20 protein-coding genes are annotated in these 23,041 nt (G+C 64.6%); 17 read left to right on the plus strand and 3 right to left on the minus strand.

All coding sequences use genetic code 11. From position 1 onward, the window contains the following. The first annotated feature begins 21 nt into the window (after positions 1-21). From ACZ5BO_RS08230 to ACZ5BO_RS08255, 6 genes are all read left to right on the plus strand, one after another. On the plus strand, positions 22-1,332 hold the full coding sequence (locus ACZ5BO_RS08230) for an MFS transporter (RefSeq protein ID WP_025127817.1): 1,311 nt from the start codon (positions 22-24) through the stop codon (positions 1,330-1,332). Next, positions 1,329-2,786 (plus strand): amidase, encoded by a 1,458-nt coding sequence (locus ACZ5BO_RS08235; protein WP_464699166.1) that lies wholly within the window; start codon positions 1,329-1,331, stop codon positions 2,784-2,786. The genes ACZ5BO_RS08230 and ACZ5BO_RS08235 overlap by 4 nt, the downstream gene beginning before the upstream one ends. Before the next feature lie 85 nt (positions 2,787-2,871). Further along, positions 2,872-3,642, plus strand: coding sequence for an IclR family transcriptional regulator (locus ACZ5BO_RS08240; protein ID WP_464699168.1), 771 nt, complete (start codon positions 2,872-2,874; stop codon positions 3,640-3,642). Positions 3,643-3,817: 175 nt separating this feature from the next. After that, on the plus strand, positions 3,818-5,125 hold the full coding sequence (locus ACZ5BO_RS08245; protein ID WP_025127820.1) for an OprD family outer membrane porin: 1,308 nt from the start codon (positions 3,818-3,820) through the stop codon (positions 5,123-5,125). A gap of 81 nt (positions 5,126-5,206) precedes the next feature. Continuing rightward, positions 5,207-5,788: a YceI family protein gene (locus ACZ5BO_RS08250; protein WP_025127821.1), complete on the plus strand. Its 582-nt coding sequence runs from the start codon at positions 5,207-5,209 to the stop codon at positions 5,786-5,788. 1 nt (position 5,789) lies between these two features. Beyond that, on the plus strand, positions 5,790-6,947 hold the full coding sequence (locus tag ACZ5BO_RS08255; protein ID WP_464699170.1) for a phospholipase D-like domain-containing protein: 1,158 nt from the start codon (positions 5,790-5,792) through the stop codon (positions 6,945-6,947). 202 nt (positions 6,948-7,149) lie between these two features. On the opposite strand, the gene bglX is transcribed toward ACZ5BO_RS08255, so the two are convergent. Beyond that, positions 7,150-9,441 (minus strand): beta-glucosidase BglX, encoded by a 2,292-nt coding sequence (bglX, locus tag ACZ5BO_RS08260; RefSeq protein ID WP_464699172.1) that lies wholly within the window; start codon positions 9,439-9,441, stop codon positions 7,150-7,152. A gap of 396 nt (positions 9,442-9,837) precedes the next feature. Between bglX and ACZ5BO_RS08265 the strand changes: the two genes are divergently transcribed. From ACZ5BO_RS08265 to ACZ5BO_RS08285, 5 genes are all read left to right on the plus strand, one after another. Next, the gene (locus tag ACZ5BO_RS08265; protein WP_025127824.1) at positions 9,838-10,446 is read left to right on the plus strand and encodes a LemA family protein; all 609 of its coding nucleotides are present in this window, start codon (positions 9,838-9,840) and stop codon (positions 10,444-10,446) included. Beyond that, the gene (locus tag ACZ5BO_RS08270) at positions 10,446-11,369 is read left to right on the plus strand and encodes a TPM domain-containing protein (protein WP_464699174.1); all 924 of its coding nucleotides are present in this window, start codon (positions 10,446-10,448) and stop codon (positions 11,367-11,369) included. The genes ACZ5BO_RS08265 and ACZ5BO_RS08270 overlap by 1 nt, the downstream gene beginning before the upstream one ends. A 33-nt stretch (positions 11,370-11,402) precedes the next feature. After that, a complete protein-coding gene (locus tag ACZ5BO_RS08275; protein WP_464699176.1) occupies positions 11,403-12,152 on the plus strand; it encodes a TPM domain-containing protein in 750 nt (249 codons plus the stop codon). 29 nt (positions 12,153-12,181) lie between these two features. After that, positions 12,182-12,799: a TPM domain-containing protein gene (locus tag ACZ5BO_RS08280; RefSeq protein WP_025127827.1), complete on the plus strand. Its 618-nt coding sequence runs from the start codon at positions 12,182-12,184 to the stop codon at positions 12,797-12,799. Positions 12,800-13,734: 935 nt separating this feature from the next. After that, positions 13,735-14,952 carry a class I SAM-dependent methyltransferase gene (locus ACZ5BO_RS08285; RefSeq protein ID WP_464699179.1) on the plus strand — a complete coding sequence of 406 codons (1,218 nt, stop codon included), beginning with the start codon at positions 13,735-13,737 and terminating at the stop codon, positions 14,950-14,952. Here the strand turns inward: ACZ5BO_RS08285 and ACZ5BO_RS08290 are convergent. Continuing rightward, the gene (locus ACZ5BO_RS08290) at positions 14,940-15,842 is read right to left on the minus strand and encodes a DMT family transporter (RefSeq protein WP_464699181.1); all 903 of its coding nucleotides are present in this window, start codon (positions 15,840-15,842) and stop codon (positions 14,940-14,942) included. The genes ACZ5BO_RS08285 and ACZ5BO_RS08290 overlap by 13 nt on opposite strands. Positions 15,843-16,116: 274 nt before the next feature. Between ACZ5BO_RS08290 and ACZ5BO_RS08295 the strand changes: the two genes are divergently transcribed. Both ACZ5BO_RS08295 and ACZ5BO_RS08300 read left to right on the plus strand, forming a co-directional pair. Beyond that, the gene (locus ACZ5BO_RS08295) at positions 16,117-16,698 is read left to right on the plus strand and encodes a DJ-1/PfpI family protein (RefSeq protein WP_464699183.1); all 582 of its coding nucleotides are present in this window, start codon (positions 16,117-16,119) and stop codon (positions 16,696-16,698) included. Between the two features lie 14 nt (positions 16,699-16,712). Further along, positions 16,713-17,018, plus strand: coding sequence for a ribbon-helix-helix domain-containing protein (locus ACZ5BO_RS08300; RefSeq protein WP_025127831.1), 306 nt, complete (start codon positions 16,713-16,715; stop codon positions 17,016-17,018). 136 nt (positions 17,019-17,154) lie between these two features. On the opposite strand, the gene ACZ5BO_RS08305 is transcribed toward ACZ5BO_RS08300, so the two are convergent. Further along, positions 17,155-18,156 carry a GntR family transcriptional regulator gene (locus ACZ5BO_RS08305; RefSeq protein ID WP_464699185.1) on the minus strand — a complete coding sequence of 334 codons (1,002 nt, stop codon included), beginning with the start codon at positions 18,154-18,156 and terminating at the stop codon, positions 17,155-17,157. A gap of 375 nt (positions 18,157-18,531) precedes the next feature. On the opposite strand from ACZ5BO_RS08305, the gene ACZ5BO_RS08310 reads away from it, so the two are divergent. From ACZ5BO_RS08310 to ACZ5BO_RS08325, 4 genes are read left to right on the plus strand one after another with little or no spacing between them, the layout of a single operon-like run. Beyond that, complete coding sequence (locus ACZ5BO_RS08310) at positions 18,532-19,890, plus strand: amidase (protein ID WP_464699187.1); 1,359 nt, start codon at positions 18,532-18,534, stop codon at positions 19,888-19,890. Between the two features lie 48 nt (positions 19,891-19,938). Beyond that, positions 19,939-20,820: a polysaccharide deacetylase family protein gene (locus ACZ5BO_RS08315; protein ID WP_025127834.1), complete on the plus strand. Its 882-nt coding sequence runs from the start codon at positions 19,939-19,941 to the stop codon at positions 20,818-20,820. 28 nt (positions 20,821-20,848) lie between these two features. Continuing rightward, entirely contained in the window at positions 20,849-22,189 is a 1,341-nt protein-coding gene (locus ACZ5BO_RS08320; protein WP_464699189.1) for an MFS transporter, read from the plus strand. Positions 22,190-22,201: 12 nt separating this feature from the next. Further along, on the plus strand, positions 22,202-22,963 hold the full coding sequence (locus ACZ5BO_RS08325; RefSeq protein WP_464699191.1) for an SDR family NAD(P)-dependent oxidoreductase: 762 nt from the start codon (positions 22,202-22,204) through the stop codon (positions 22,961-22,963). Positions 22,964-23,041: the final 78 nt, after the last annotated feature.

A 23,041-nucleotide genomic window follows, 5' to 3' on the forward strand; every position in this document is an offset into this window, starting at 1 on the left:
AAAGTACCCAAGGAACCTCCCATGAGCGCTTCGACACCCTCTGTTTCCAAGACCCGGCAAGTGGTTGCCGCCGTGGTTGGCAATGCCCTGGAATGGTATGACTTCATCGTCTATGGCTTTCTTGCGAGTTTCATTGCGCGGCACTTTTTCCCCGCAGAAGACCAATACACGTCGCTGCTGATGGCCCTGGCCACCTTCGGCGTGGGCTTTTTCATGCGCCCGGTGGGGGGCGTGCTACTGGGGGTCTATTCCGACCGCAAGGGGCGCAAGGCGGCGATGCTGGTGATCATCCAGCTGATGACCCTGTCGATCGCCATGATCGTCTTTGCGCCCACCTACGCCGCCATCGGCCTGGGCGCACCGTTGCTGATCGTGGTGGCGCGCATGCTCCAGGGCTTTGCCACCGGCGGTGAGTACGCCAGTGCCACCGCCTACCTGGTGGAGAGTGCACCCCCCCACAGAAAAGGCCTGTACGGCTCCTGGCAGTTGGTGGGGCAGTGCCTGGCGGTGTTCAGCGGCGCGGCGATGGTGGCGGCGGTGACGCATTTCTTCTCGCCGCAGACCCTGGACCTCTGGGGCTGGCGCCTGCCGTTTGTGATCGGCCTGCTGATCGGGCCGGTGGGGTTGTGGATCCGCAAGTACATGCAGGAGCCCCAAGCCTTTGTCGAGGCACGCAAGCAGGTCCGCGGCAAGGGCCCCGGGCTGTGGCAGGTGGTGGTGGCCCATCGCCGGGCGATCCTGGTGTCCATGGGCATGTGCTGCGGTGGCACGGTGTCCTTCTATGTGGTGCTGGTGAACATGCCGACCTTCGCCCATACCAACCTCGGCCTGCCCCTGGACCAGGTGCTGCTGGTGCAGATGTTCGCCGTGGCCCTGATGACCCTGGTGATTCCCTTTGCCGGGGCACTGTCCGACCGCGTTGGCCGGCGCCCGGTACTGATGGCCTTCACCCTGGCGTTCTTCGTCATGGTCTACCCCTTGTATGTATGGGTTGCCGAAGCGCCGTCCATCGAGCGCCTGCTGGTGATGCAGATACTGCTCTGCGGGGCCATCGGTGGTTTCTTCGGACCTGGCCCCACGGCCCTGGCCGAGCAGTTTCCCATCGAGGTACGTTCCACGGGGGTATCGGTGGCGTATAACGTCACAGTGATGCTGTTCGGTGGCTTCGCGCCACTGATTGTGACCTGGCTGAGCAAGGTCATGGCCACCCCGGTGGCTCCCGCTTTCTACGTCTTGCTGACCTCGGTCCTCAGCCTGCTGGGTACCTATTGCATGTATGACGCAGTCAGAGACGACAAACCCGATGCCCTGACCCTGGGAGGCGAATCTTGAGCGAGCACAATCCACCGACCGACGCCATCGTCGAGCTGGACGCCCTGGACCTGTCCCGGGCGATCCATGCCCGCGAGCTGTCCTGTCGCGAAGTGATGCACGCCTACCTGGCACAGATCGAGCGTTGCAACCCGCCCGTCAATGCCCTGGTGTCCCTGTGCGAGCCCGAGGCGCTGCTGGCCCAGGCCGACGAGCGTGACCGGCAACTGGAGCAGGGGCAATCGCTGGGCTGGATGCATGGCATGCCCCAGGCGATCAAGGACCTGGCGGCCACTGCCGGGCTGACCACCAGCATGGGCTCGCCGCTGTTCGCCGAGCAGGTGCCCCAGGTGGACGCCATCAGCGTGGCGCGAGTGCGGGCCAGTGGCGCGATCATCATCGGCAAGAGCAACGTGCCGGAGTTCGGCCTGGGTTCCCATACCTACAACCAGTTGTTCGGTACCACCGGCAATGCCTATGACCACAGCCTGAGCGCCGGCGGCAGCAGCGGCGGGGCAGCGGTGGCCCTGGCGCTGCGCATGCTGCCGGTGGCCGATGGCAGCGACATGATGGGCTCGTTGCGCAACCCGGCGGCGTTCAACAATGTGTTCGGCATGCGCCCCTCCCTGGGCCGCGTGCCGTTCGGCCCGACTCCGGAGCTGTTCGTGCAGCAACTGGCCACCGAGGGGCCGATGGGCCGCACCGTGGCCGATGTGGCACGGCTGTTGAGCACCCAGGCCGGCTACGATCCGCGGGCGCCGCTGTCCCTCAAGGAGGATCCGGCGCTGCTCAATGCGCCCCTGCAACGGGATGTGTGCGGCCTGCGCCTGGGCTGGCTGGGAGACTACAACGGCTACCTGGCCATGGAGCAGGGGGTGCTGGGGTTGTGCGAAAAGGCCCTGGGCGATTTCACCCACCTGGGCTGCGAGGTGGAGCACTGCCAGCCGGAATTCTCCCTGGCCGAGCTGTGGGACTGCTGGCTGGTGCATCGGCATTGGCTGGTCCAGGGCTCCCTGGGAGGGCTGCATGGCGATCCGGACAAACGCCGCTGGCTCAAGCCCGAGGCGCGTTGGGAAGTGGAGGGCGCGGCGAACCTGAGTGCAGCGGATGTCTATCGCGCCTCCCAGAGTCGCAGCGACTGGTATCGCGCCCTGCTGCGGTTGTTCGAGCGCTACGACTTCCTGTTGCTGCCCACCGCCCAGGTGTTCCCTTTCGATGCACGGCAAGCTTGGCCGAGGCAGATCGATGGGCAGGAAATGGACACTTATCACCGTTGGATGGAAGTGGTGATCGGTCCAACCCTGGCCGGGCTGCCCACCATCAGTATTCCGGTGGGGTTCAATCTGGCCGGATTGCCCATGGGCCTGCAGATCATCGGCCCGGCCCAGGCCGACCACGCCGTGCTGCAACTGGCTTATGCCCATGAACAATTGACGCAGTGGGTGCGGCAGCGGCCGCCAGGCAACCTGCGGTAACCAAGCAGGTGTCGCCGCCAAGGTCCGGGGGCCCGCATCTTGCTGGGTAAAACCTTTAGCCATCCTCAGTCAGGGAGTTCGGACCATGGCCAGCAAGGTAGAAACCGGCAGCGTACGCTCAGTGGAGCGCGCCCTGGCCATTGTCGAGTTGCTCGGCCAGCACCAGGCCCTGGGCCTGGAAGAGCTGCACTACCTGACCGGCCTGGCCAAGGCCACGGTGTCGCGCATGCTCCTGACTCTGCAGGAGCAGGGCTGGATCTACCGCGGCCTGAGTGATCGACGCTACCGCTTGAGCGCCAGGAGCCTGTTCGGTGACAGCCGGCAGCGTTTCAAGCGCCAGTTGGTGGAGCAGGCGGCGCCCTGGCTGCTGGAATTGAGTGCACGCACCGGGCTGGTCAGCGACCTGTCGAGTTTCGACGGCGATTGCCTGGAGGTCCTGGAAAGCGCGGTGCCCGCAGTGCTGCGCAAGCGCTACCCGAGCAACAGCCGGATTGTCGGGCAGCACGCCAGCCTGTTTCATTCCGCCATGGGCAAGGCCTGCCTGGGCGCACTGCCCAGTGCGGAGATAGAGCGTCTGGCGCAACGTGAACAGGTGCCCAGCGAAGACCGGCAGCAGGCCTGCGCCCAGTCCCTGCACCTGGGATTTGGCCAGCGCACCGAAGGCCATTGGGAATACCCGGTGCGCCTGCCATTCCTGATTCGAGCCGTGGCCTTGCCGCTGCAGGCCGAAGGCCGGGTGATCGGCAGCATCGCCCTGCACTGGCCAATGGACCTGGGCTGCGTCGAACAGGTGCGCAATCGCCACCTGGGGCTTTTGGCCGACACCATCGAACACCTGCAGAAAACCCTCGCCTGAGTCATTCCCCACGGTTGGCGTGGATCGCCTTGCGCGCTGCAAGCCGCGGTGCTGCGCCCGGTTCCATCCTGCGGAACCTATAGCCGTTGCCCTTTGCCCCACGGCTCCGAGAATGAGACCTGGACCGCCACCGGCGGCCATGACACCCATTCCAATAATAAAAACAGGTGATCCCATGGGGGCTGAACAAGGTTGTGTGACCGGGTTGCTGTGCTGTCTGTTGTGCGCTGGGGCAGGGGCCCAGGGTTTTCTCGAGGACAGCCGCACGTCCTTGCGCTACAGCCAGTCCTACTGGAAGGAAAACGACGCCGGAGGGATCGGCCCGACCCGGGATGAATGGGTGCAGGCCACCCAGTTCAGCTTCAGTTCCGGCTGGTACCGTGAGGTACTGGGCATTGACTACAGCTATGGCCTGGCAGATGCCCTGCACGTCGGGCGTGACGCCAACAGCATCAGCAACCTGCGGGCCGATCGCAGCGTGCAGCAACCCCATGGCATCGCCAAGCCCCTGGAGCTGTACCTGCGCGGGCGCTGGGTCGATGAGGACGGTGCCCTGAGCGCCGGCCTGGGGAAAAGGAGCCGGCAATACGAGCTGTACCGCGACGACCGCTACTCGCGCATCCTGCCGGCCGCCACCCTGGGCCAGGACCTGGGTTACACGCGCGGTGCCCTGACCCTCAACCTGAGCCGTATCGATGGCTTCAGCCCGCGCAACGAATCGGGCTGGAGCCAGGACCTACGCAATTACCGTGGGCAGAAAATCGACGATTTGCGCTTGTATGCCCTGGGCTATGTATTGCCCGATGGCAGCAACCTGCAACTGGAGCACGGGGTGGCCCGGGACTACCTGCGCAGCTCCTCGGTCAGGCTGGCCCGCAGTTTCGAACTGGCTCCCGGGCGCGGTATCGATCTCCACGCCGTCTGGGGGCGCCAGCAGGATGCTGGCAAGCTGTTCGAATATGCTGGCGTGCGCGGGTTGTACGAGGCGGAGTCTGTCCACGATGCTCGGCACCTGGACCTGTCGTTCAAGTACCGGTTCAGCCGCTACTACACCGGGCTGACCTGGAACAGGGTCTGGGGTGACGACTACGACCGCACCTTCTTCGCCCAGGACACGGGCACCTGGAACAGCAGCGGCAAGCTGTTCTACTACTTCGGGCTGGAGAACGAGGCGATGTTCAAGCTGCTGGGAGGCATGGACTTCGCCGATTTCGGCGTGCCGCAGCTCAAGCTCGACCTGCATTACGCCTTCTCCAGCCAGGCCCGGGGCTACGAGGGGTTTTCCCGGCGCGAATTCCAGAGCGTGCTGCGGTATCAGTTCGACGGGGCGCTCAAGGGCCTGGACCTGACTTGGCTGCACGCGCGCTTTCGCACCCAGGGCGAGCCCGACGGTGTCCAGCGTCAGAGCCTCTCCCGAGGGCCGGCGGGCATCTTCAGCCACAACGCCGAACGCTTCTACCTGAACTATACCTACCGCTTCTAGCTCTATAGCGCCGCCCACCGCGAAGTTTGCCAGCCCTCGGGTGGCCGGTTAAGGTGGCGCCTTCTGTTCTAGGGAGCTTGCATGCGTACGCCGATCCGCCTTCTTCTCAGCCTGCTCGGGGCACTGGCCCTGCCGGCCCAGGCCAACTGGTACCTGGACAACGAGTCGTCCCGGATATCCTTCGTCACCACCAAGAACGCCAATATCTCCGAGGTCCAGCGTTTCCTGGTGCTGCACGGCAAGGTCGATGGCAAGGGCCAGGCCCAATTGCAGATCGAAATGGACTCGGTCAGCAGTGGCATTCCCCTGCGTGACGAGCGCATGCGCCAGGAGCTGTTCCAGGTCCAGCAGTTTCCCGACGCCCTGATCACCGCGAAGATCAACCTGCGCCCGATCAACGATCTGGCCCCCGGGGCGCAGATCGAATTGCTGCTGCCGGTCACGGTCTCGCTGCATGGCCAGGAACACACCTACAACGCCGAATTGCTGGCCACCCGCCTGGATGAACGACGCTTCCAGGTGGTGACCCTGGAACCTCTGGTACTCAACGCCGAAGACTTCAACCTGGCCCCCGGCCTCGACAGCCTGCGCAAGGTCGCGGGCCTGTCGGCCATCAGTTTCTCGGTACCGGTGGGTGCGGTGCTGATCTTCACGGCGCGCTGACATGCGCGGAGCGGTATTCCCCTGGCGCGAAGGCAACCGCTTCGAGCTGTTGATCGACGGCCCCGAATTCTTTCCGCGGATGCTGGTGGCCATCGCCCGTGCCCGGCAGCAGGTCGAGCTTGAGCTGTACCTGGTGGAGGCCGGCACCTGCGCCGCAGCCATGGTTCAGGCACTGGTACAGGCTGCCGAGCGCGGGGTCCGGGTGCGGTGCCTGTTCGACGACTACGGCAGCCTGGCCTTCACCCAGGCGCTGCGCCGCAGCCTGACGGATGCCGGGGTGGAGTTGCGCTTCTATAACCGCCTGAAATGGCGCCAGGGCTTTCTCAACCTGTACCGCGACCATCGCAAACTGCTGCTGGTGGACCAGGCCCTGGCGGTGGTTGGTGGCACCGGGGTCACCGATGAGTTCTGGCGGCCCGAGGACAACAGCTGCGACTGGCATGAGGTGATGGTGGAGATTGCCGGACCGCTGGTCGGCGACTGGCAGCGGTTGTTCGATCGCCAATGGAGCGCCAACCTGCATCGTGGCGCCTGGAAACCCGGTGCCGATTTCGGCCTGCCGCGACTGCCGCGCCTGCCAGAAACCGGCGAGGGCCTGGGGCGGGTGGCCTATGCCGACGCCCGCCAGCATCGGGACATCCTGCACTCGTTGATCCGCGCCTTGCACAGCGGCCAGCGGCGCGTCTGGCTGGCCACTCCGTATTTCCTGCCGACCTGGTCGGTGCGTCGCTCGTTGCGCAAGGCCGCCGCGCGCGGCCTCGATGTGCGCCTGCTGCTGACCGGGCCGCGCACCGATCACCCGGCGGTGCGCTATGCCGGGCATCGCTACTACCCGCGCCTGCTCAAGGCCGGGGTACGGATCTTCGAATACCAGCCGTGCTTCCTGCACCTGAAGATGGCCCTGGTGGACGATTGGGTGAGCGTCGGCTCCTGCAATTTCGACCACTGGAACCTGCGCTTCAACCTGGAGGCCAACCTGGAAGCCCTGGATCCGCAATTGACCCGTGCAGTGGTCGCAAGCTTCGAGAACGATTTCGCCCAGAGCGAAGAGGTCAACCTTGCAGCCTGGCGCAATCGTCCCCTGTGGCGACGGGTCAAGCAGCGGGTCTGGGGCTGGATCGATCGGCTGGTGGTCAACCTGCTGGACCGGCGCGGCTAGGGCCCGCAGGGCTACCCTGTCAGTTTTTTGTCGTTGACGTAGAGGCGTGGGCCCACTGTCGGCTGGCATCGCGCGCTCAGGTTGCGCGTCTGCTGAAGCGCTCGGCAATGAAGTCGATCGTCGCTACGCGACGCGAGTCCGCGCGGTAGCCAAAAGCTAGGAGCCAGCCGGCGCCTGTCGGGCGCCGGCCGGTGGCAGGGGATCAGAGCAGTTCGAAGCTCTGTTGCTTGACGTCCTGGGAATCCAGGCCGATCTGCACATTGAACTCGCCCGGTTCCGCGGCGTACTTGAGCTGTGCGTTGTAGAACTTCAGGTCGTCTTCGCTGATGGTGAAGTGAATGGCTTTCTCTTCACCAGCCTTGAGCATGACTTTCTGGAAGTTCTTCAATTCCTTGATCGGGCGGATCATCGAGCCGGCCACGTCCTGGATATACAGCTGGACCACGGTTTCGCCATCACGCTGGCCGGTGTTCTTCACGGTCACGCTGGCGTCGAGGGTGCCGCTCTTGTTCAGGGTGGTGGAAGACAGGGCCATGTCCGACAGGCTGAACGTGGTGTAGCTCAAGCCGTAGCCGAACGGAAACAGCGGGCCGGTGGTGTCGTCGAAGTACTGCGAGGTGTAGTTGCCTGGCTTGCCCGGAGTGAATGGCCGGCCGATGGTCAGGTGGTTGTAGTAGGTGGGGATCTGCCCGACGGAACGGGGGAAGGTGATCGGCAGCTTGCCCGACGGGTTGTAGTCGCCGAACAGCACGTCGGCGATGGCGTTGCCGCCTTCGGTGCCGCTGAACCAGGTTTCGAGGATCGCGTCGGCCTGCTGGTTTTCCTCCAGCAGCGACAGCGGACGGCCATTCATCAGCACCAGCACCAGGGGCTTGCCGGTGGCCTTGAGGGCCTTGATCAGCTCGCGCTGGCTGGCCGGAATGTGCAGGTCGGTGCGGCTCGAGGATTCGTGGGACATGCCTCGGGATTCGCCCACGGCGGCAACGATCACGTCGGAATTTTTCGCCGCCTTCACTGCTTCATCGATCATCTGCTGCGCCGGGCGCGGGTCGTCCACCACTTCCGGAGCATCGAAGTTGAGGAAGTTCAGGTAGTCGACCACCTGCTTGTCAGCGGTGATGTTGGAACCCCGGGCATAGGTCAGTTGCGCCTTGTCGCCCAGCACATTGCGCATGCCGTCGTAGAGGGTCACCGATTGCGCCGGCACCCCGGCGGCGGCCCAGCTGCCCATCATGTCGATCGGCGCCTTGGCCAGGGGGCCGACCACGGCGATCTTCGCGGTCTTCTGCAGCGGCAGGGTCTGGTTCTGGTTCTTCAGCAGCACCAGGCTGCGCCGGGCGATGTCCCGGGCGTCGCTGCGGTGCAGGCGGCTTTCGGCGTTGGTCTCGGCGGGGTCGTCCTCGGCCTTGCCGATGCGCACGTACGGGTCCTTGAACAGGCCCATGTCGTACTTGGCGGCCAGCACTTCACGCACCGCGTTGTCGATGTCCTTCTGTTCGATCTCCCCGGACTTGAGCAGCCCCGGCAGCTCCTTGCCGTACAGCGAGTCGTTCATGCTCATGTCGATGCCGGCCTTGATCGCCAGCTTGGCCGCTTCGCGACCGTCCTTGGCGACACCGTGGCGGATCAGCTCGATGATCGCCCCGTGGTCGCTCACCGCCAGGCCCTTGAAGCCCCACTCCTTGCGCAGCAGGTCGTTCATCAGCCAGGTGTTGGAGGTGGCGGGCACGCCGTTGATCGAGTTCAGGGCCACCATCACCCCGCCGGCGCCGGCGTCGATGGCCGCGCGGTAGGGCGGCAGGTAGTCCTGGTACATCTTCACCGGGCTCATGTCGACGATGTTGTAGTCGCGACCGCCTTCCACCGCGCCGTACAGGGCGAAGTGCTTGACGCTGGCCATGATGCTGTCCGGCAGGGCCGGGCTCTGGCCCTGGTAGGCCTTGACCATGACCTTGGCAATGCGCGAGACCAGGTAGGTGTCTTCGCCGAAGCCTTCGGAGGTACGGCCCCAGCGCGGATCCCGGGAGATGTCGACCATGGGCGCGAAGGTGATGTCCAGGCTGTCGGCGCTGGCTTCCTTGGCGGCGATGCGCCCGGAGCGGCCGATGGCCTCCATGTCCCAGCTGGACGCCAGGGCCAGGCTGATGGGGAAGATGGTCCGGTGGCCGTGGATCACGTCATAGGCGAAGAACATCGGGATCTTCAGCCGGCTGCGCATGGCCGCGTCCTGCATCGGCCGGTTTTCCGGGCGGGTGATGGAGTTGAAAGTGCCGCCGATATTGCCCGCGGCAATTTCCTTGCGGATCAGCTCGCGGGGCATTTCCGGGCCGATGCTGATCAGGCGCAACTGGCCGATCTTCTCTTCCAGGGTCATCCGTTTGAGCAGGTCGCTGATAAAGGCTTCTTTGTTTTCCAGGGGGACCGGGGCAGATTCGGCCAACACCGGGTGACTGGCCAGGCTGACCAGCAGGCCCAGCAAACACAGCTTCTTCATGAATATTGTTCTCAAGGGCTCAAGTCAGATGCTTTTGAACGCGCACCCGGCAGCCAAAATTTAAGGGGCGACTATTGTTGTTCAGATAATTCCCGCACACTTCAGGCCGTGTGAAAACTGCTGCGTTCGGCAATACGGGGTTAAAAACAGGCTCGGAATGCTCATGCAGGCTACTACAGTCGGACGCGACCCCGATCGTTCCCGCCTGTTTTTGCCTTGTCTTGCCTTCACTCGCGACGTTTTCACACCGCCTTATTTCTGAACTCTTTTTCGCGCTGGGCATCTTTTAGCCCATCAGCCCGATGCATTCCAGTGGCGCAGGCAGTTTTTGCCCACAGGATGTGTGAAACCGGGCAAAAGCTTCATTTCAATCAGGTTGTGCAAGGAGCCCCACCCATGAACATCACTCAACGCCTGCGTTCGAGCTGGCCCGTCGCCGCGCTGTTGCTGCTCACCAGCCTGCTCAGCGGCTGCGGCATCAACAACATTCCGACCCTCGACGAGCAGGTCAAGGCCGACTGGGGCCAGGTGCAGAACCAGTACCAGCGCCGCGCCGACCTGATCCCCAACCTGGTGGAGACCGTCAAGGGCTATGCCAAGCACGAGGAGGAAACCCTCACCGCGGTGATCGAGGCCCGGGCCAAGGCCACTTCGATCCAGGTGGACGCCAACACCCTGGACAACCCGGAAAAACTCAAGCAGTTCCAGCAGGCACAGGACCAGTTGAGCGGTGCCCTGAGCCGCCTGATGGTAGTGTCCGAGCGCTACCCGGACCTCAAGGCCAACCAGAACTTTCTGGCCCTGCAGTCCCAGCTTGAAGGCACCGAGAACCGCATCGCCGTGGCCCGCCGCGACTTCATCCTGGCGGTGCAGAAGTACAACACCGAGATCCGTACCTTCCCCGGTCGCCTGTGGCACAGCCTGATGTACAGCGATCTGCCGGTGCGTGAGTCGTTCGAGGCCACCAGCCCCGACGCGGACAAAGCCCCGCAAGTCAAATTCTGATGCGCGGCGTACAGCGCGCACTGCGAGGTGCGCTGCTGTCGCTGTGGCTGGTGAGCGGCGGCGCCCTGATGGCGCAGCCTGCCGTTGCAACGCCCACGGAAGGGCTGGCGTCGAGCCAGGCCGAACCGCGGACGGCCAGTCCGGCGACAGCCCCGATCGAAAGCCTGTTCCCCAAGTTGACCGGGCGCGTGGTGGACACCGCTCAGTTGCTCACGCCTTCGGCGCAGGTCTACCTGACGCAAATGCTCGAGCGCCTCGAGCAGAGCACCACCGATCAGGTGGTGGTGGTCACGGTGCCGAGCCTGGGCGGCTACAGTATCGAGGAGTTCGGCCTGCAACTGGGGCGGCACTGGGGCATCGGCCAGAAGGACAAGAACAACGGTGTCCTGCTGCTGGTGGCCAAGGACGAGCGCAAGGTGCGGATCGAAGTGGGTTACGGCCTGGAAGGGCGGATCAACGACATCTGGGCCCACTTCATCATCGACGATTCGATCATCCCGTACTTCAAGGATGACCTGTACTCCTCCGGGATCATTGCCGGAACCACCTCCATCGTGCGCCTGCTGGAGCCCGACAGCAGCCGGATCCTGGTGCATCGTTCGGTGGAGAAAAACTGGTTCCAGCAGATCGACTGGATGTTGTGGTTCAAGGTGGTGTTCTATTCGGTGTTCGTCGGCTTGCCGCTGGCCGGGTTCTTCGTCTCCTGGCGCGACGGCGGTGATTCGGCAGGCAACGGTCGGCCCTATGCCAGCGACGACTCGCCCAGGCGCGAGCCCAGGGCCGAGCGCGACTCGGGTTCGAGCAGCAGTTCATTCAACTGGTTCGACTCCGACAGCTCCAGTTCCAGCTCCAGTTCGGACTCGGGCAGTTTCAGTGGCGGTGGCGGCAGTTTTGGCGGTGGCGGGGCGTCCGGCAGTTGGTAGTGCACACGGACAATCATTAAGGACGAGGTGCTGATGCGACTTTATAAAATCGGCCTGGTGCTGTTGCTCTGGGTCTTTGCGGTCTTGGCTCAGGCCGAGCTGAAGTTTCCGGCCCTGAGCGGGCGGGTGGTGGACGAGGCGCAGCTGATCGAGCCGGCTACCCGGGCCCAGTTGACCCAGGAACTGCAAGCCCACGAACAGACCACCGGCGAGCAGTTGGTGGTGGTCACCCTGCCGGACCTGCAAGGCGCCAGCATCGAGGACTTCGGCTACCAGCTGGGGCGGCACTGGGGCATTGGCCAGAAGGACAAGAACAACGGCGCGCTGCTGATCGTCGCCCGGGACGAGCGCAAGCTGCGCATCGAAGTCGGCTATGGCCTGGAGGACCGCCTGACCGACGCCCAGGCCTCGGTGATCATCAACCAGGTGATCACCCCGGCGTTCAAGACCGGGCAGTTCAGCAAGGGCATCAGCGACGGGGTCTCGGCCATGCTCCTGGTGCTCGGCGGCACGCCCCTGGATGAGCCGGCCACGGTGTACGGTAGCGGCGAGAGCAGCGGCCAGGACGATTTTGTCCAGCGGCATCCGTTGCTGTTCATTTTCCTGGTGCTGCTGTTCATCCTGGTGGTCGTGGTGGCGCAGGCGCTCGGTTTGATCACGACCACCGGCGGGCGTGGCGGCGGTGGCTTCGGCGGCGGCGGATTTGGTGGCGGGTCCGGTGGTGGCGGCTTCAGCGGCGGTGGTGGCAGCTTCGGCGGCGGCGGTTCGTCCGGCGGCTGGTAACTGAAAATAAAAAGCGGATATCCAACGACATGGCATTACTGAGTGAGTACGAACAACGGCAGGTGGCCGAAGCCATTGCCCGGGTCGAGCAGCAGACCGACGCCGAACTGGTGACGGTGCTGGCGGCCCGGGCCGACGACTACGCCTATATCCCGCTGCTCTGGGCCAGCCTGCTGGCCCTGGTGGTGCCGGGGCTGGTGCACTACGCCACCGGCTGGCTGAACATGCACCTGTTGCTGCTGGCGCAATGGGCGACCTTCATCGTCCTGTGCCTGGTGTTCCGCCTGCCGCGCATCACCACCCGGCTGATCCCGCGGTCGGTGCGCCACTGGCGCGCCTCGAACCTGGCCCGGCGCCAGTTTCTCGAGCAGAACCTGCACCACACCGTGGGCGGCACCGGGGTGCTGATCTTCGTCAGCGAGGCTGAGCGCTATGTGGAGATCCTGGTGGACGAGGGCATCTCCAAGCGCCTCGACGACCGTGAATGGGGCGCCATCGTCCAGGCCTTCACCCAGCAGGTGAAGCAGGGCCAGACCTTGCAGGGTTTTCTCGACTGCATCGCTGCCAGCGGCGAGCTGCTCAAGACCCACGTGCCCCTGACCCAGGTGCGCAACGAGCTGCCCAACCGCCTGGTGGTGCTCAACTGACCCTCCCGCCGTAGGAGCCGGCTTGCCGGCGAAGAGGCCCCCGAGTTTTGCACCGCCTTTGAGGACGCCTTCGCTGGCAAGCCAGCTCCTACGGTTGGCGCGATATCGCTGTTGTTCCTGTAGGAGCCGGCTTGCCGGCGAAGAGGCCCCGAGTTTTGTACCGCCCTTGAGGACGCTTTCGCTGGCAAGCCAGCTCCTACGGTTGGCGCGATATCGGTGTTGTTCATGTAGGAGCCGGCTTGCCGGCGAAGAGTCCCCCAAGTCTTGCACCGCCCTTGAGAACGCCTTCGCTGGCAAGCCAGCTCCTACGGCTGGCGCGATATCGGTGTTGTTCCTGTAGGAGCCGGCTTGCCGGCGAAGAGGCCCCCGAGTTTTGCACCGCCCTTGAGGACGCCTTCGCTGGCAAGCCAGCTCCTACGGCTGGCGCGATATCGCTGTTGTTCCTGTAGGAGCCGGCTTGCCGGCGAAAAGGCCCCTGAGTTTTGCACCGCCTTTGAGGACGCTTTCGCTGGCAAGCCAGCTCCTACGGCTGGCGCGATATCGCTGTTGTTCCTGTAGGAGCCGGCTTGCCGGCGAAGAGTCCCCCAAGTCTTGCACCGTCCTTGAGGACGCTTTCGCTGGCAAGCCAGCTCCTACGGCTGGCGCGATATCGGTGTAGTTCTTGTAGGAGCCGGCTTGCCGGCGAAGAGGCCCCCAAGTCTTGCACCGTCCTTGAGGACGCCTTCGCTGGCAAGCCAGCTCCTACGGTTGGCGCGATATCGGTGTGGTTCTTGTAGGAGACGGCTTGCCGGCGCATGGTCTCTGAGCCTTGCACCGCCTTCGGGCGACGATTTTTTACCGTCGGGTGAATAACTGCGTGCCCCGACGGGGCTTGCTCCCTAAAATAGCCGCCATTCCCTGATCGACACCGCGCATCGCCCGAGGCTCCTGCCCCCATGTCTGTTACCGCACCTTCCGCTCGCTCCGCGCCGGATCATCACGCTCAGTTCCTGCAATTGCTCGACACCAGCCTCACGCAGAACGCCTTTATCAAGCTGGTACTGGCCAAGCATGTGGGGCCGGAGGCGGACCTGCAACGCCTGATCATCAAGCAACTGACGGTCAAGGAGCAGCCATGCCTGTCCCTGGTCTACCGCTACAAGACCCGGGACATCACCAAGAACTTCCCCCTGGCCGAGGGCGTGGCGCTGATTGCCGAGCTGTTGCCGGCGTCGTTCAAGAACGCCCACCTGCTGACCTTGAGCGATGAAGTGCAGCTGGAGTACAGCAAGAAAGGCAAGAGCTCGCTGTTCAAGGGCAAACCGCAACAGCAGCGCGAGGTGCCGTCCGCCGAGCACAATCGCGAGAAGAACCGCTTCCTCGATCTGAGCCGGCCGTTCCTCGCTGATCTCGGGGTGACCAACAAGCAGCACGAGCTGATTCCGGCGATGTCGCGCAAGTGGAAGCAGATCAACAAGTTCATCGAAGTCTTCAGCCATGCCTTGAGCAGCTCGCCGATCAAGCTCGACCAGCCGGTGCGGGTCGCCGACTTCGGCTCCGGCAAGGGCTACCTGACCTTCGCCATCCACGACTACCTGTGCAACACCCTGCAGGCGCAGGGGCAGGTGACGGGCGTGGAGCTGCGCGAAGACATGGTGACCCTGTGCAATGCCGCAGCGGCGCGCCTCGATCACCCGGGCCTGGTGTTCAAGTGCGGCGACGTGCGCAGCGTGGCCCCCAGCCAGTTGGAAGTGATGATCGCCCTGCATGCCTGCGATATCGCCACCGACTATGCGATCCACACCGGCATCCGCTCCGGCGCGTCGATCATCATGTGCTCGCCGTGCTGCCACAAGCAGATCCGCCTGCAGATCCAGAGCCCGGCGCTGCTCAAGCCGATGCTGCAATACGGCCTGCACCTGGGGCAGCAGGCGGAGATGGTCACCGACAGCCTGCGGGCGCTGTTCCTCGAAGCCTGCGGTTATGAAACCAAGGTCTTCGAGTTCATCTCCCTGGAGCACACCAACAAGAACAAGATGATCCTCGCGGTCAAACGCGCCGAGCCCCTGGACGCGGCCCCACTGCTGGCGAAGATCGAAGAGCTCAAGGCCTTCTACCAGATCAGCGAGCACTGCCTGGAAACCCTGCTCAAGGCCGATGGCTACCTGAGCTGAGCCTTTGGCGCCGGGGCCGCTGGTTGCACCGCGGTCTTGCGCCCAAGCATCACGGTCAGGATCACCCCCACCGCGAACACCCAGGTGACGGGTTCCACCTGTTCACCGAAGAACAGCGCGGAAAAGGCGATGGTGAAGAAGATCTGCAGCAGTTGCACCTGGCTGACCCGGGCAATGCCGCCCATGGCCAGCCCGGCGTACCAGGCGAAGAAGCCGAGGAACTGCGAGAACAGCGCCACGTAGCCAAAGGCCCACCAGGTCTTGCTGGAAATCGCCCCCTGATGCTGCGTCGCCAGGTACCACACGGGCCCGATCAGCAACGGCGTGGACAGCACCAGCGCCCAGCAGATCACCTGCCAGCCGCCCATCTCCCTGGCCAGCCGGCCGCCTTCGGCATAACCCAGGCCCCCCACGGCAATCGCCCCGAGCATCAGCACGTCACCGGCCTGGATGCTCCCGGCGCCACTGATCAGCGCATAGCCCAGCACCAGGGCGCTGCCCAGGGCGGCGCAGGCCCAGAAGGCCTTTGAGGGACGCTCATGGGACAGCCAGGCCGCGTACAGCGCCACGCACAGCGGCTGCAGGCCATTGACCAGGGCGCCATGGGAGGCGGGCAGGGTTTGCATGGCCCAGGCCGAGAGCACCGGGAACCCGAGGATGACCCCGAGGATCACCAGGCTCAGGCCCTTGACCTGCTTCCAGGTTGGCCAGGGTTCCCGGCGCCAGAGCAACAGCAGGGCCGCTGGAATCGCCGCGAACAACGCCCGGCCCAAACCGTTGAGCAACGGATGGATTTCTACCACCACGATACGGGTGAAGGGCAGGGTCAGGCTGAAGATGACGACACCCAGCAGGCCCAGGGCCATGCCGGTGTTTTCGCGGGAAGACATAAGGGTTACCAGAATTCGTACAGGGACACAGGTGCCTGCATCTAGCCATAAAGCCGCGTGACCCTGCTGCTACAGCTGGGTGCAGAGTTGTCCGTACAGTTGGAGAGGAGCAGCGGCAAGCTGCAAGCCACAAGCGGCAAGAATCAGCGTACCCACTTGAAGCTTGCCGCTTGCCGCTTGCAGCTGTAGTACCCCGTTATTACCCGGCCCGGTGGATTGGGACTACCTTGAATACTCCTTGTGCCCACGTCTTTCCCTGAAAGGAGTCCACTCCATGGCTGCGAAAAAGATCCTCATGCTGGTTGGCGATTACGTCGAAGACTACGAAGTGATGGTGCCGTTCCAGGCCCTGCTGATGGTCGGTCACCAGGTGCATGCGGTGTGCCCCGACAAGACGGCCGGGCAGACCGTACGCACGGCGATCCACGACTTCGAGGGCGACCAGACCTACAGCGAAAAGCCGGGCCATCTGTTTGCCCTGAACTTCGATTTTGCCCAGGTGAAATCCAGCGATTACGACGCGCTGCTGATCCCCGGTGGCCGTGCCCCGGAATACCTGCGCCTGAACGAAAAGGTCCTGCAACTGGTCAAGGAATTCGATCAGGCTGGCAAGCCGATTGCGGCGGTGTGTCATGGCGCGCAACTGCTGGCGGCGGCGGGGATTCTCGAAGGCCGCGAATGCAGCGCCTACCCGGCCTGTGCCCCGGAAGTGCGGCTGTCGGGCGGCACCTATATCGATATCCCCGTGACCCAAGGCCATGTTCAAGGCAATCTGGCCACCGCCCCGGCCTGGCCGGCGCACCCTGGCTGGCTGGCGGGTTTCCTCGGGCTGCTGGGCACCCGGATCACGTTGTAAACGAGGATCACCTCATGTGCGAGTTGTACGTCAAGGCCGACCCGATTCTCTACGAGTCGCGTTCGCGCTCGCTGCGCATCTGTGGCGTGGTCACCACCCTGCGCCTGGAAAACCAGTTCTGGGACATCCTCAGCGAGATCGCCGAGGTGGACGGCATGACCACCAACCAGCTGATCGCCAAGCTCTATGAAGAGGTCATGGACTATCGCGGCGAGGTGGTGAATTTCGCCTCCTTCCTGCGGGTCAGTTGCACCCGCTACCTGAGTCAGCGGCGCAATGCAGCTCCCGACCTCAGTCTGGTGCGGCGTAACGCGCTGTAGTCGCTGTTGAAGGCGGCGCACGGCCAGGAGGGCGAAAGGCAGGAGCGCTGAATGCCGATCAGTGACAAGCTCCCTGGCCACGGATCACGCGCTCACTTTGCGCGGCGGGCACCCGATGCCGCCGCCGCTCAGGACGTCAGCTGATTTTGCTGAGGAACCCTGGCAGTTCCTGCTCGGGCAGCACCGCCAACACTTTCAAGCGTTGCAGCATGCGCTGGCGAGCCCGTTGCAGGTGTTCCCTGAGGTTCAGGGCGGCGGCGTCGAAGGCGCCATGCAGCAGCAATTCGAGGATCAGCCGGTGTTCGGCGAGCATTGCCGGGTCGGCACCGATGCCCAGCAGGCGGTAGAAGATCCGGTTGATGATCATCGGGCTCTGGGCCTGGCGGATCAGCGCCGCCATCTTGCGATTCTGCAGGCCGCCCAGGCAGTGCTGGTGCAGGTCTTCTTCCAGGCGTTCGAGGTCTTCCAGGCCGCAATGCTCGGCCTGTTGTGCCTGGGTCACCCGTTGCAGCATCTGTTCCAGCTGTTCGCGGCTCAGGCCCGGTGCGCTCTGGCGCAGGGCCTCGGGCTCCAGGCAGGCGCGCAGTTCGTAGTCTTCGGTGACTTCGCGGGCGGTCAGGGGGCCGGCCAGCCATTGTGAATAAGGTTCCTTTTCCACCAGCCCGCGGTCGCGCAGGCGCATCAGGGCTTCGCGCACCACCGCGCGGCTGACACCGTAGTGTTCGGCCGCGGCCTGTTCGTCGAGGCGGAAATGGCCGAAGGCGATGCAGGTGGACAGGGCGCTGCCGATTTCCTCGTAGATCCGTTCCCCCAGGGGCCGGGTGTCCACCAGCTCTTCGTCACTGGCCAGGCCCAGGTGGGCGTGGCTCAGGGGCAAGCGCAGGGGGTCGATCTCCAGGCCCTGGGGGTTGATCAGGTAGCCGCGGCCATCGAAGCGACAGATCAGGCCTTCGCCGTGCAGCAGGTCCAGAGCCTTGCGCACCGGCACCCGGCTGGTGCCGAACAGTTCCGCCAGGGGCGCTTCCAGCAGCACGAGGCCCTGCAGGGCGGTGCCCTGGAGGATGGCGTCACGCAATACCTGACGAATCATGGCGTAGCGCGATGCGGTGCGCGGGTCCTCTGCTGACACTGCTTTCATCGGTTCCTCTAGGGTCTGCTGGTGTTCCGGTGACGGCCGGGGATTCTCTCACAGTTGCCCAGTGTCACTGAGTGCCACGTTTTGCTGCCCTGTCCTGGGGCCATCTCCGTGGGATTGTTACCTTTCTGCACTGAAATGTACTTTTTAATAAAAGATACATTATTTCACTCATTGCCCTTTGCCTACGCTTTTTCTCTGCTACTGGCTGGCCTTCTTCGACCATCAACCCACTCTGCTTCGCTATTGTTGGGCGATTCGAGGGTTTTCAGGCGGCCGGCTGACCACGCCGTTGCGCTGAGGTGGCACGAAACCTGCTCTGATAAAAATGTACATTTTAATATTTAGTACATTTTATCTGTTGCTGCGGAGTGTGCCATGAACCCTCAATCACTGAACGATGCCACGGCCCTGGCCGAAGCCTTCGCCCAAGGTCGCAACGATCCGGTTCAGGCGCTGGAGCAGGCCCTGGAGTTGGCCGAGGGTTCATCCTCTGTGTTCATTTCCCTGTGCCCGTCCCGGGCCCGGCGTGAAGCCGAGGCGGCCGCTGCCCGTTGGCGTGATGGGCAGCCCCTGAGCCTGCTCGATGGCGTGCCCCTGGCCTGGAAGGACCTGTTCGATGTGGCAGGGAGCATTACCACTGCGGCAGCCCAGGTGCGTCGCGACGCTTCGCCGGCCCTGGCGGATGCTCCCAGCGTCGGCCGTCTGTGCCGGGCTGGGCTGGTCAGCCTGGGCAAGACCAACCTCAGTGAGTTCGCCTACTCCGGGCTGGGCCTGAACCCGCACTTCGGCACCCCGATCAACCCCCACAGCGATGGCCAGCCACGGATTCCCGGAGGCTCCTCGGCAGGTTCGGCAGTGGCCGTGGCCGCCGGCATCGTACCCATTGCCATGGGCACCGACACCGCCGGTTCGATCCGCATTCCCGCGGCCTTCAACGGCCTGGTGGGCTATCGCGCCAGTTGCCAGCGCTACAACCGTGAGGGGGTCTTTCCCCTGGCCGAGAGTCTCGACAGCCTTGGCCCGCTGACCCGTAGCGTGCGCGATGCCTGGGCCATCGATGAACTGCTGCGCGGCGCTGACCCACGGCCGCTGCCGGTGCCGCGCACGCTGGCCGGGCAGCGTTTCTGGGTCGATCAGCAGGTGCTGGACGACAGCCGCACCGAACCTGCGGTCAGGGTCAATCTGCTGGACGCCATCGAACGCTTGCAACAGGCCGGAGCACAGGTGGACCTGCGCCCGCTGCACAGCCTGCAGGCCACCCTGCAACTGATTCAGGAGCAGGGCTGGCTCGGCGCCGCCGAGGCCTTCGCCCTGCATCAGCCGCTGCTCGACAGCGAATACGCCGAGCAGCTCGATCCGCGGGTCCGCCGCCGCCTGGAAAGCGCCCGGCAGATGCCCGCCAGCCAGTTGCTGCGGCTTTATCAGGCCCGGCGCCAGCTGCAGCAGCAACTGCGCGATGAGCTGGACGGCGCGGTGCTGATCACCCCGACCGTGGCCCACGTGGCACCGCCCCTGGCGCCCCTGGAGGCCGATGACGAGCTGTTTGCCCGCACCAACCTGGCGACCTTGCGCCTGACCATGCCCGGCAGCTTTCTCGATATGCCCGGCGTGGCCCTGCCCAGTGGCTGCGACGCCCAGGGCCTGCCCAGCAGCATGCTGCTGAGCCTGCCCCAGGGCGAGGACGCACAACTGCTGGCCACGGCCCTGGCGGTGGAAGCGCTGCTGCGCCGCTGAGTTCCCGCCAACCCTTTTCCAACAACCAGCAAACCCTGGAGGCCGCTCATGGCTAAAGAAATTCTCTGTGCATTTGGTGTCGATGTGGACGCAGTGGCCGGCTGGCTCGGCTCCTACGGCGGCGAGGATTCCCCGGACGATATCTCCCGCGGGCTGTTTGCCGGGGAGGTCGGTGCGCCGCGCCTGCTCAAGCTGTTCGAGCGCTACGGCCTGCGCACCACCTGGTTCATTCCCGGCCACTCCATGGAGACCTTTCCCGAGCAGATGAAGGCGGTTGCCGAGGCCGGTCATGAGATCGGCGTGCACGGTTACAGCCATGAAAACCCCATTGCCATGACCCCGGAGCAGGAAGAGATCGTTCTCGACAAATCCATCGAGCTGATCACCCAGGTCACCGGCAAACGCCCCACCGGCTATGTCGCGCCCTGGTGGGAGTTCAGCAAGGTGACCAACGAGCTGCTGCTGAAAAAGGGCATCAAGTACGACCACAGCCTGATGCACAACGACTTCCATCCCTACTACGTGCGGGTCGGCGACAGCTGGACCAAGATCGACTACAGCCAGCACCCCGACACCTGGATGAAACCCCTGGTGCGCGGCCAGGAAACCGACCTGGTGGAGATTCCGGCCAACTGGTACCTGGACGACCTGCCGCCCATGATGTTCATCAAGAAAGCGCCCAACAGCCACGGTTTCGTCAACCCGCGGCACCTGGAGGAAATGTGGCGCGACCAGTTCGACTGGGTCTACCGCGAGCACGAGCACGCGGTGTTCACCATGACCATCCACCCCGACGTCTCCGGCCGCCCGCAAGTGCTGCTGATGCTCGAACGCCTGATCGAACACATCCAGAGCCATGCCGGCGTGCGCTTCGTCACCTTCGACGAGATCGCCGACGACTTTATCCGCCGCAACCCCCGCAACCGCTGATCCCGGCGACTTCATCGAGGCGTGATCGATGTCTATCTATAACAAGCTCGACCTGACTGGCTGGAAACCCCAGCAACTGACCCCGGCCCAAGTGCGCTTCGCCACCTGGATCGCGTTCTTCGCCTGGGTCTTCGCGGTGTACGACTTCATTCTGTTCGGCACCCTGTTGCCGGAAATCGGCCGCCACTTCGGCTGGGGTGAGGTGGAGCAGGCACAGATCGCCACCTGGGTGGCGGTGGGCACCGCCGTGGTGGCCCTGGCCATCGGCCCGCTGGTGGACAAGCTGGGCCGGCGCATGGGCATCATCTTCACCGTCAGCGGCTCGGCCATCTGCTCGGCGCTGACCGCCATCGGCGGCGCCTGGGGCAAGTCGCCGCTGATCCTGATCCGTTCCCTGGGCGGCCTGGGCTATGCCGAGGAAACGGTGAACGCCACCTACCTCAGCGAGTTGTACGCGGCATCCGACGACCCGAAGCTGGCCAAGCGCCGGGGCTTCATCTACAGCCTGGTGCAGGGCGGCTGGCCGCTGGGCGCGCTGATCGCCGCCGGGCTGACCGCGGTACTGCTGCCGATCATCGGCTGGCAGGGCTGCTTCATCTTCGCCGCGATCCCGGCCATCGTCATTGCGGTGATGGCCCGCAAGCTCAAGGAAAGCCCGCAGTTCCAGATCCACCAGCGCATCAACCAGCTGCGCAAGAGCGGTTCGGTGAGCGAGGCCCAGGCGGTGGCGCTGACCTATGGCGTGGACTACGACGAGCACAGCAAGGCCGGCCTGGCTGCGGCCTTTCGTGGCCCGGCGCGGCGCGCGACCCTGGTGATCGGCGCGGCGATCCTGCTCAACTGGGCGGCGATCCAGGTGTTCAGCGTGCTCGGCACGTCGGTGATCGTCAGCGTGCACCACATCTCCTTCGAGAACTCGCTGATCATCCTGGTGCTGTCGAACCTGGTGGGCTACTGCGGCTACCTGAGCCATGGCTGGATGGGCGACAAGATCGGCCGGCGCAACGTCATCGGCCTGGGCTGGATGCTCGGCGGCCTGTCGTTCGCCGGCATGCTCTACGGCCCGAGCAACATGCCGATGGTGGTGGGCCTCTACAGCCTGGGGCTGTTCTTCCTGATCGGCCCGTACTCGGCGGCGCTGTTCTTCATCAGTGAAAGCTTCCCCACCAGCATCCGTGCCACCGGTGGCGCGATCATCCACGCCATGGGCCCGATCGGCGCAGTGGTGGCCGGCTTCGGCGCCACCCAGGTGCTGTCGGCCGGTGGCGACTGGCAGACCTCGGCGCTGTATTTCGGCGCTCTGCCTTGCTTCCTCTCCGGTGCGCTGATGTTCGCCGCGCGCCATGTGCGTCCTGAATCCGTTCAATAAGGAAAGTGACCCATGACTTCGAAAGTCGCCTTGATCACCGGTGCCGCGAGCGGCATCGGCCAGGCCCTGGCCGTGGCCTATGCACGGGCCGGTGTGGCGGTGGTGGGCGGGTATTTCCCCGCCGACCCCCATGACCCGCAAACCACCCGCGACCTCGTGGCCGAGGCGGGCGGGCACTGCCTGATGCAGCCCCTGGACGTGACCGACAGCGCCTCGGTGGACGCCCTGGCGGAACAGGCCGTGGCGCACTTTGGCCGCCTCGATTACGCCGTGGCCAATGCCGGCCTGCTGCGCCGTGCACCCTTGCTGGAGATGACCGACGCGGCCTGGAACGCCATGCTCGATGTGGACCTGACCGGCGTCATGCGCACCTTCCGCGCGGCGGTCAAACACATGGGCGAGGGCGGTGCCCTGGTGGCGATTTCCTCGATTGCCGGTGGCGTCTACGGCTGGCAGGACCACGCTCACTACGCGGCTGCCAAGGCCGGGGTGCCGGGGTTGTGCCGTTCGCTGGCGGTGGAACTGGCGGCCAAGGGCATTCGCTGCAACGCGGTGATCCCGGGGCTGATCGAAACCCCGCAGTCCCTCGACAGCCAGAACTCCCTGGGCCCGGAAGGCTTGGCCAAGGCCGCTCGGGCGATTCCCCTGGGGCGGGTCGGGCGGGCCGATGAAGTGGCGTCCCTGGTGCGTTTTCTCACCAGTGACGAGTCCAGCTACCTGACCGGGCAGAGCATCGTCATCGATGGCGGCCTGACGGTGCGCTGGCCGGATTGAAGGGCTTCGCCAGCCAGCCGGCTCCTGCATGCAGGGCAGCACCTGCGCAGGAGCCGGCTGGCCAGCGAACCGCAGACC

The organism is Pseudomonas sp. FFPRI_1 (genome assembly GCF_055384485.1).

What these genes read in the sequence shown, in the direction of transcription:
- ACZ5BO_RS08290 (WP_464699181.1), bottom strand. Translation starts at nt 15,842, where the DNA reads ATGTCTTCCCGCGAAAACACCGGCATGGCCCTGGGCCTGCTGGGTGTC.
- ACZ5BO_RS08245 (WP_025127820.1), top strand. Translation starts at nt 3,818, where the DNA reads ATGGGGGCTGAACAAGGTTGTGTGACCGGGTTGCTGTGCTGTCTGTTG.
- ACZ5BO_RS08275 (WP_464699176.1), top strand. Translation starts at nt 11,403, where the DNA reads ATGCGACTTTATAAAATCGGCCTGGTGCTGTTGCTCTGGGTCTTTGCG.
- ACZ5BO_RS08320 (WP_464699189.1), top strand. Translation starts at nt 20,849, where the DNA reads ATGTCTATCTATAACAAGCTCGACCTGACTGGCTGGAAACCCCAGCAA.
- ACZ5BO_RS08325 (WP_464699191.1), top strand. Translation starts at nt 22,202, where the DNA reads ATGACTTCGAAAGTCGCCTTGATCACCGGTGCCGCGAGCGGCATCGGC.
- ACZ5BO_RS08310 (WP_464699187.1), top strand. Translation starts at nt 18,532, where the DNA reads ATGAACCCTCAATCACTGAACGATGCCACGGCCCTGGCCGAAGCCTTC.
- ACZ5BO_RS08295 (WP_464699183.1), top strand. Translation starts at nt 16,117, where the DNA reads ATGGCTGCGAAAAAGATCCTCATGCTGGTTGGCGATTACGTCGAAGAC.
- ACZ5BO_RS08300 (WP_025127831.1), top strand. Translation starts at nt 16,713, where the DNA reads ATGTGCGAGTTGTACGTCAAGGCCGACCCGATTCTCTACGAGTCGCGT.
- ACZ5BO_RS08255 (WP_464699170.1), top strand. Translation starts at nt 5,790, where the DNA reads ATGCGCGGAGCGGTATTCCCCTGGCGCGAAGGCAACCGCTTCGAGCTG.
- ACZ5BO_RS08315 (WP_025127834.1), top strand. Translation starts at nt 19,939, where the DNA reads ATGGCTAAAGAAATTCTCTGTGCATTTGGTGTCGATGTGGACGCAGTG.
- bglX (WP_464699172.1), bottom strand. Translation starts at nt 9,441, where the DNA reads ATGAAGAAGCTGTGTTTGCTGGGCCTGCTGGTCAGCCTGGCCAGTCAC.
- ACZ5BO_RS08230 (WP_025127817.1), top strand. Translation starts at nt 22, where the DNA reads ATGAGCGCTTCGACACCCTCTGTTTCCAAGACCCGGCAAGTGGTTGCC.
- ACZ5BO_RS08240 (WP_464699168.1), top strand. Translation starts at nt 2,872, where the DNA reads ATGGCCAGCAAGGTAGAAACCGGCAGCGTACGCTCAGTGGAGCGCGCC.
- ACZ5BO_RS08270 (WP_464699174.1), top strand. Translation starts at nt 10,446, where the DNA reads ATGCGCGGCGTACAGCGCGCACTGCGAGGTGCGCTGCTGTCGCTGTGG.
- ACZ5BO_RS08305 (WP_464699185.1), bottom strand. Translation starts at nt 18,156, where the DNA reads ATGAAAGCAGTGTCAGCAGAGGACCCGCGCACCGCATCGCGCTACGCC.
- ACZ5BO_RS08250 (WP_025127821.1), top strand. Translation starts at nt 5,207, where the DNA reads ATGCGTACGCCGATCCGCCTTCTTCTCAGCCTGCTCGGGGCACTGGCC.
- ACZ5BO_RS08280 (WP_025127827.1), top strand. Translation starts at nt 12,182, where the DNA reads ATGGCATTACTGAGTGAGTACGAACAACGGCAGGTGGCCGAAGCCATT.
- ACZ5BO_RS08285 (WP_464699179.1), top strand. Translation starts at nt 13,735, where the DNA reads ATGTCTGTTACCGCACCTTCCGCTCGCTCCGCGCCGGATCATCACGCT.
- ACZ5BO_RS08265 (WP_025127824.1), top strand. Translation starts at nt 9,838, where the DNA reads ATGAACATCACTCAACGCCTGCGTTCGAGCTGGCCCGTCGCCGCGCTG.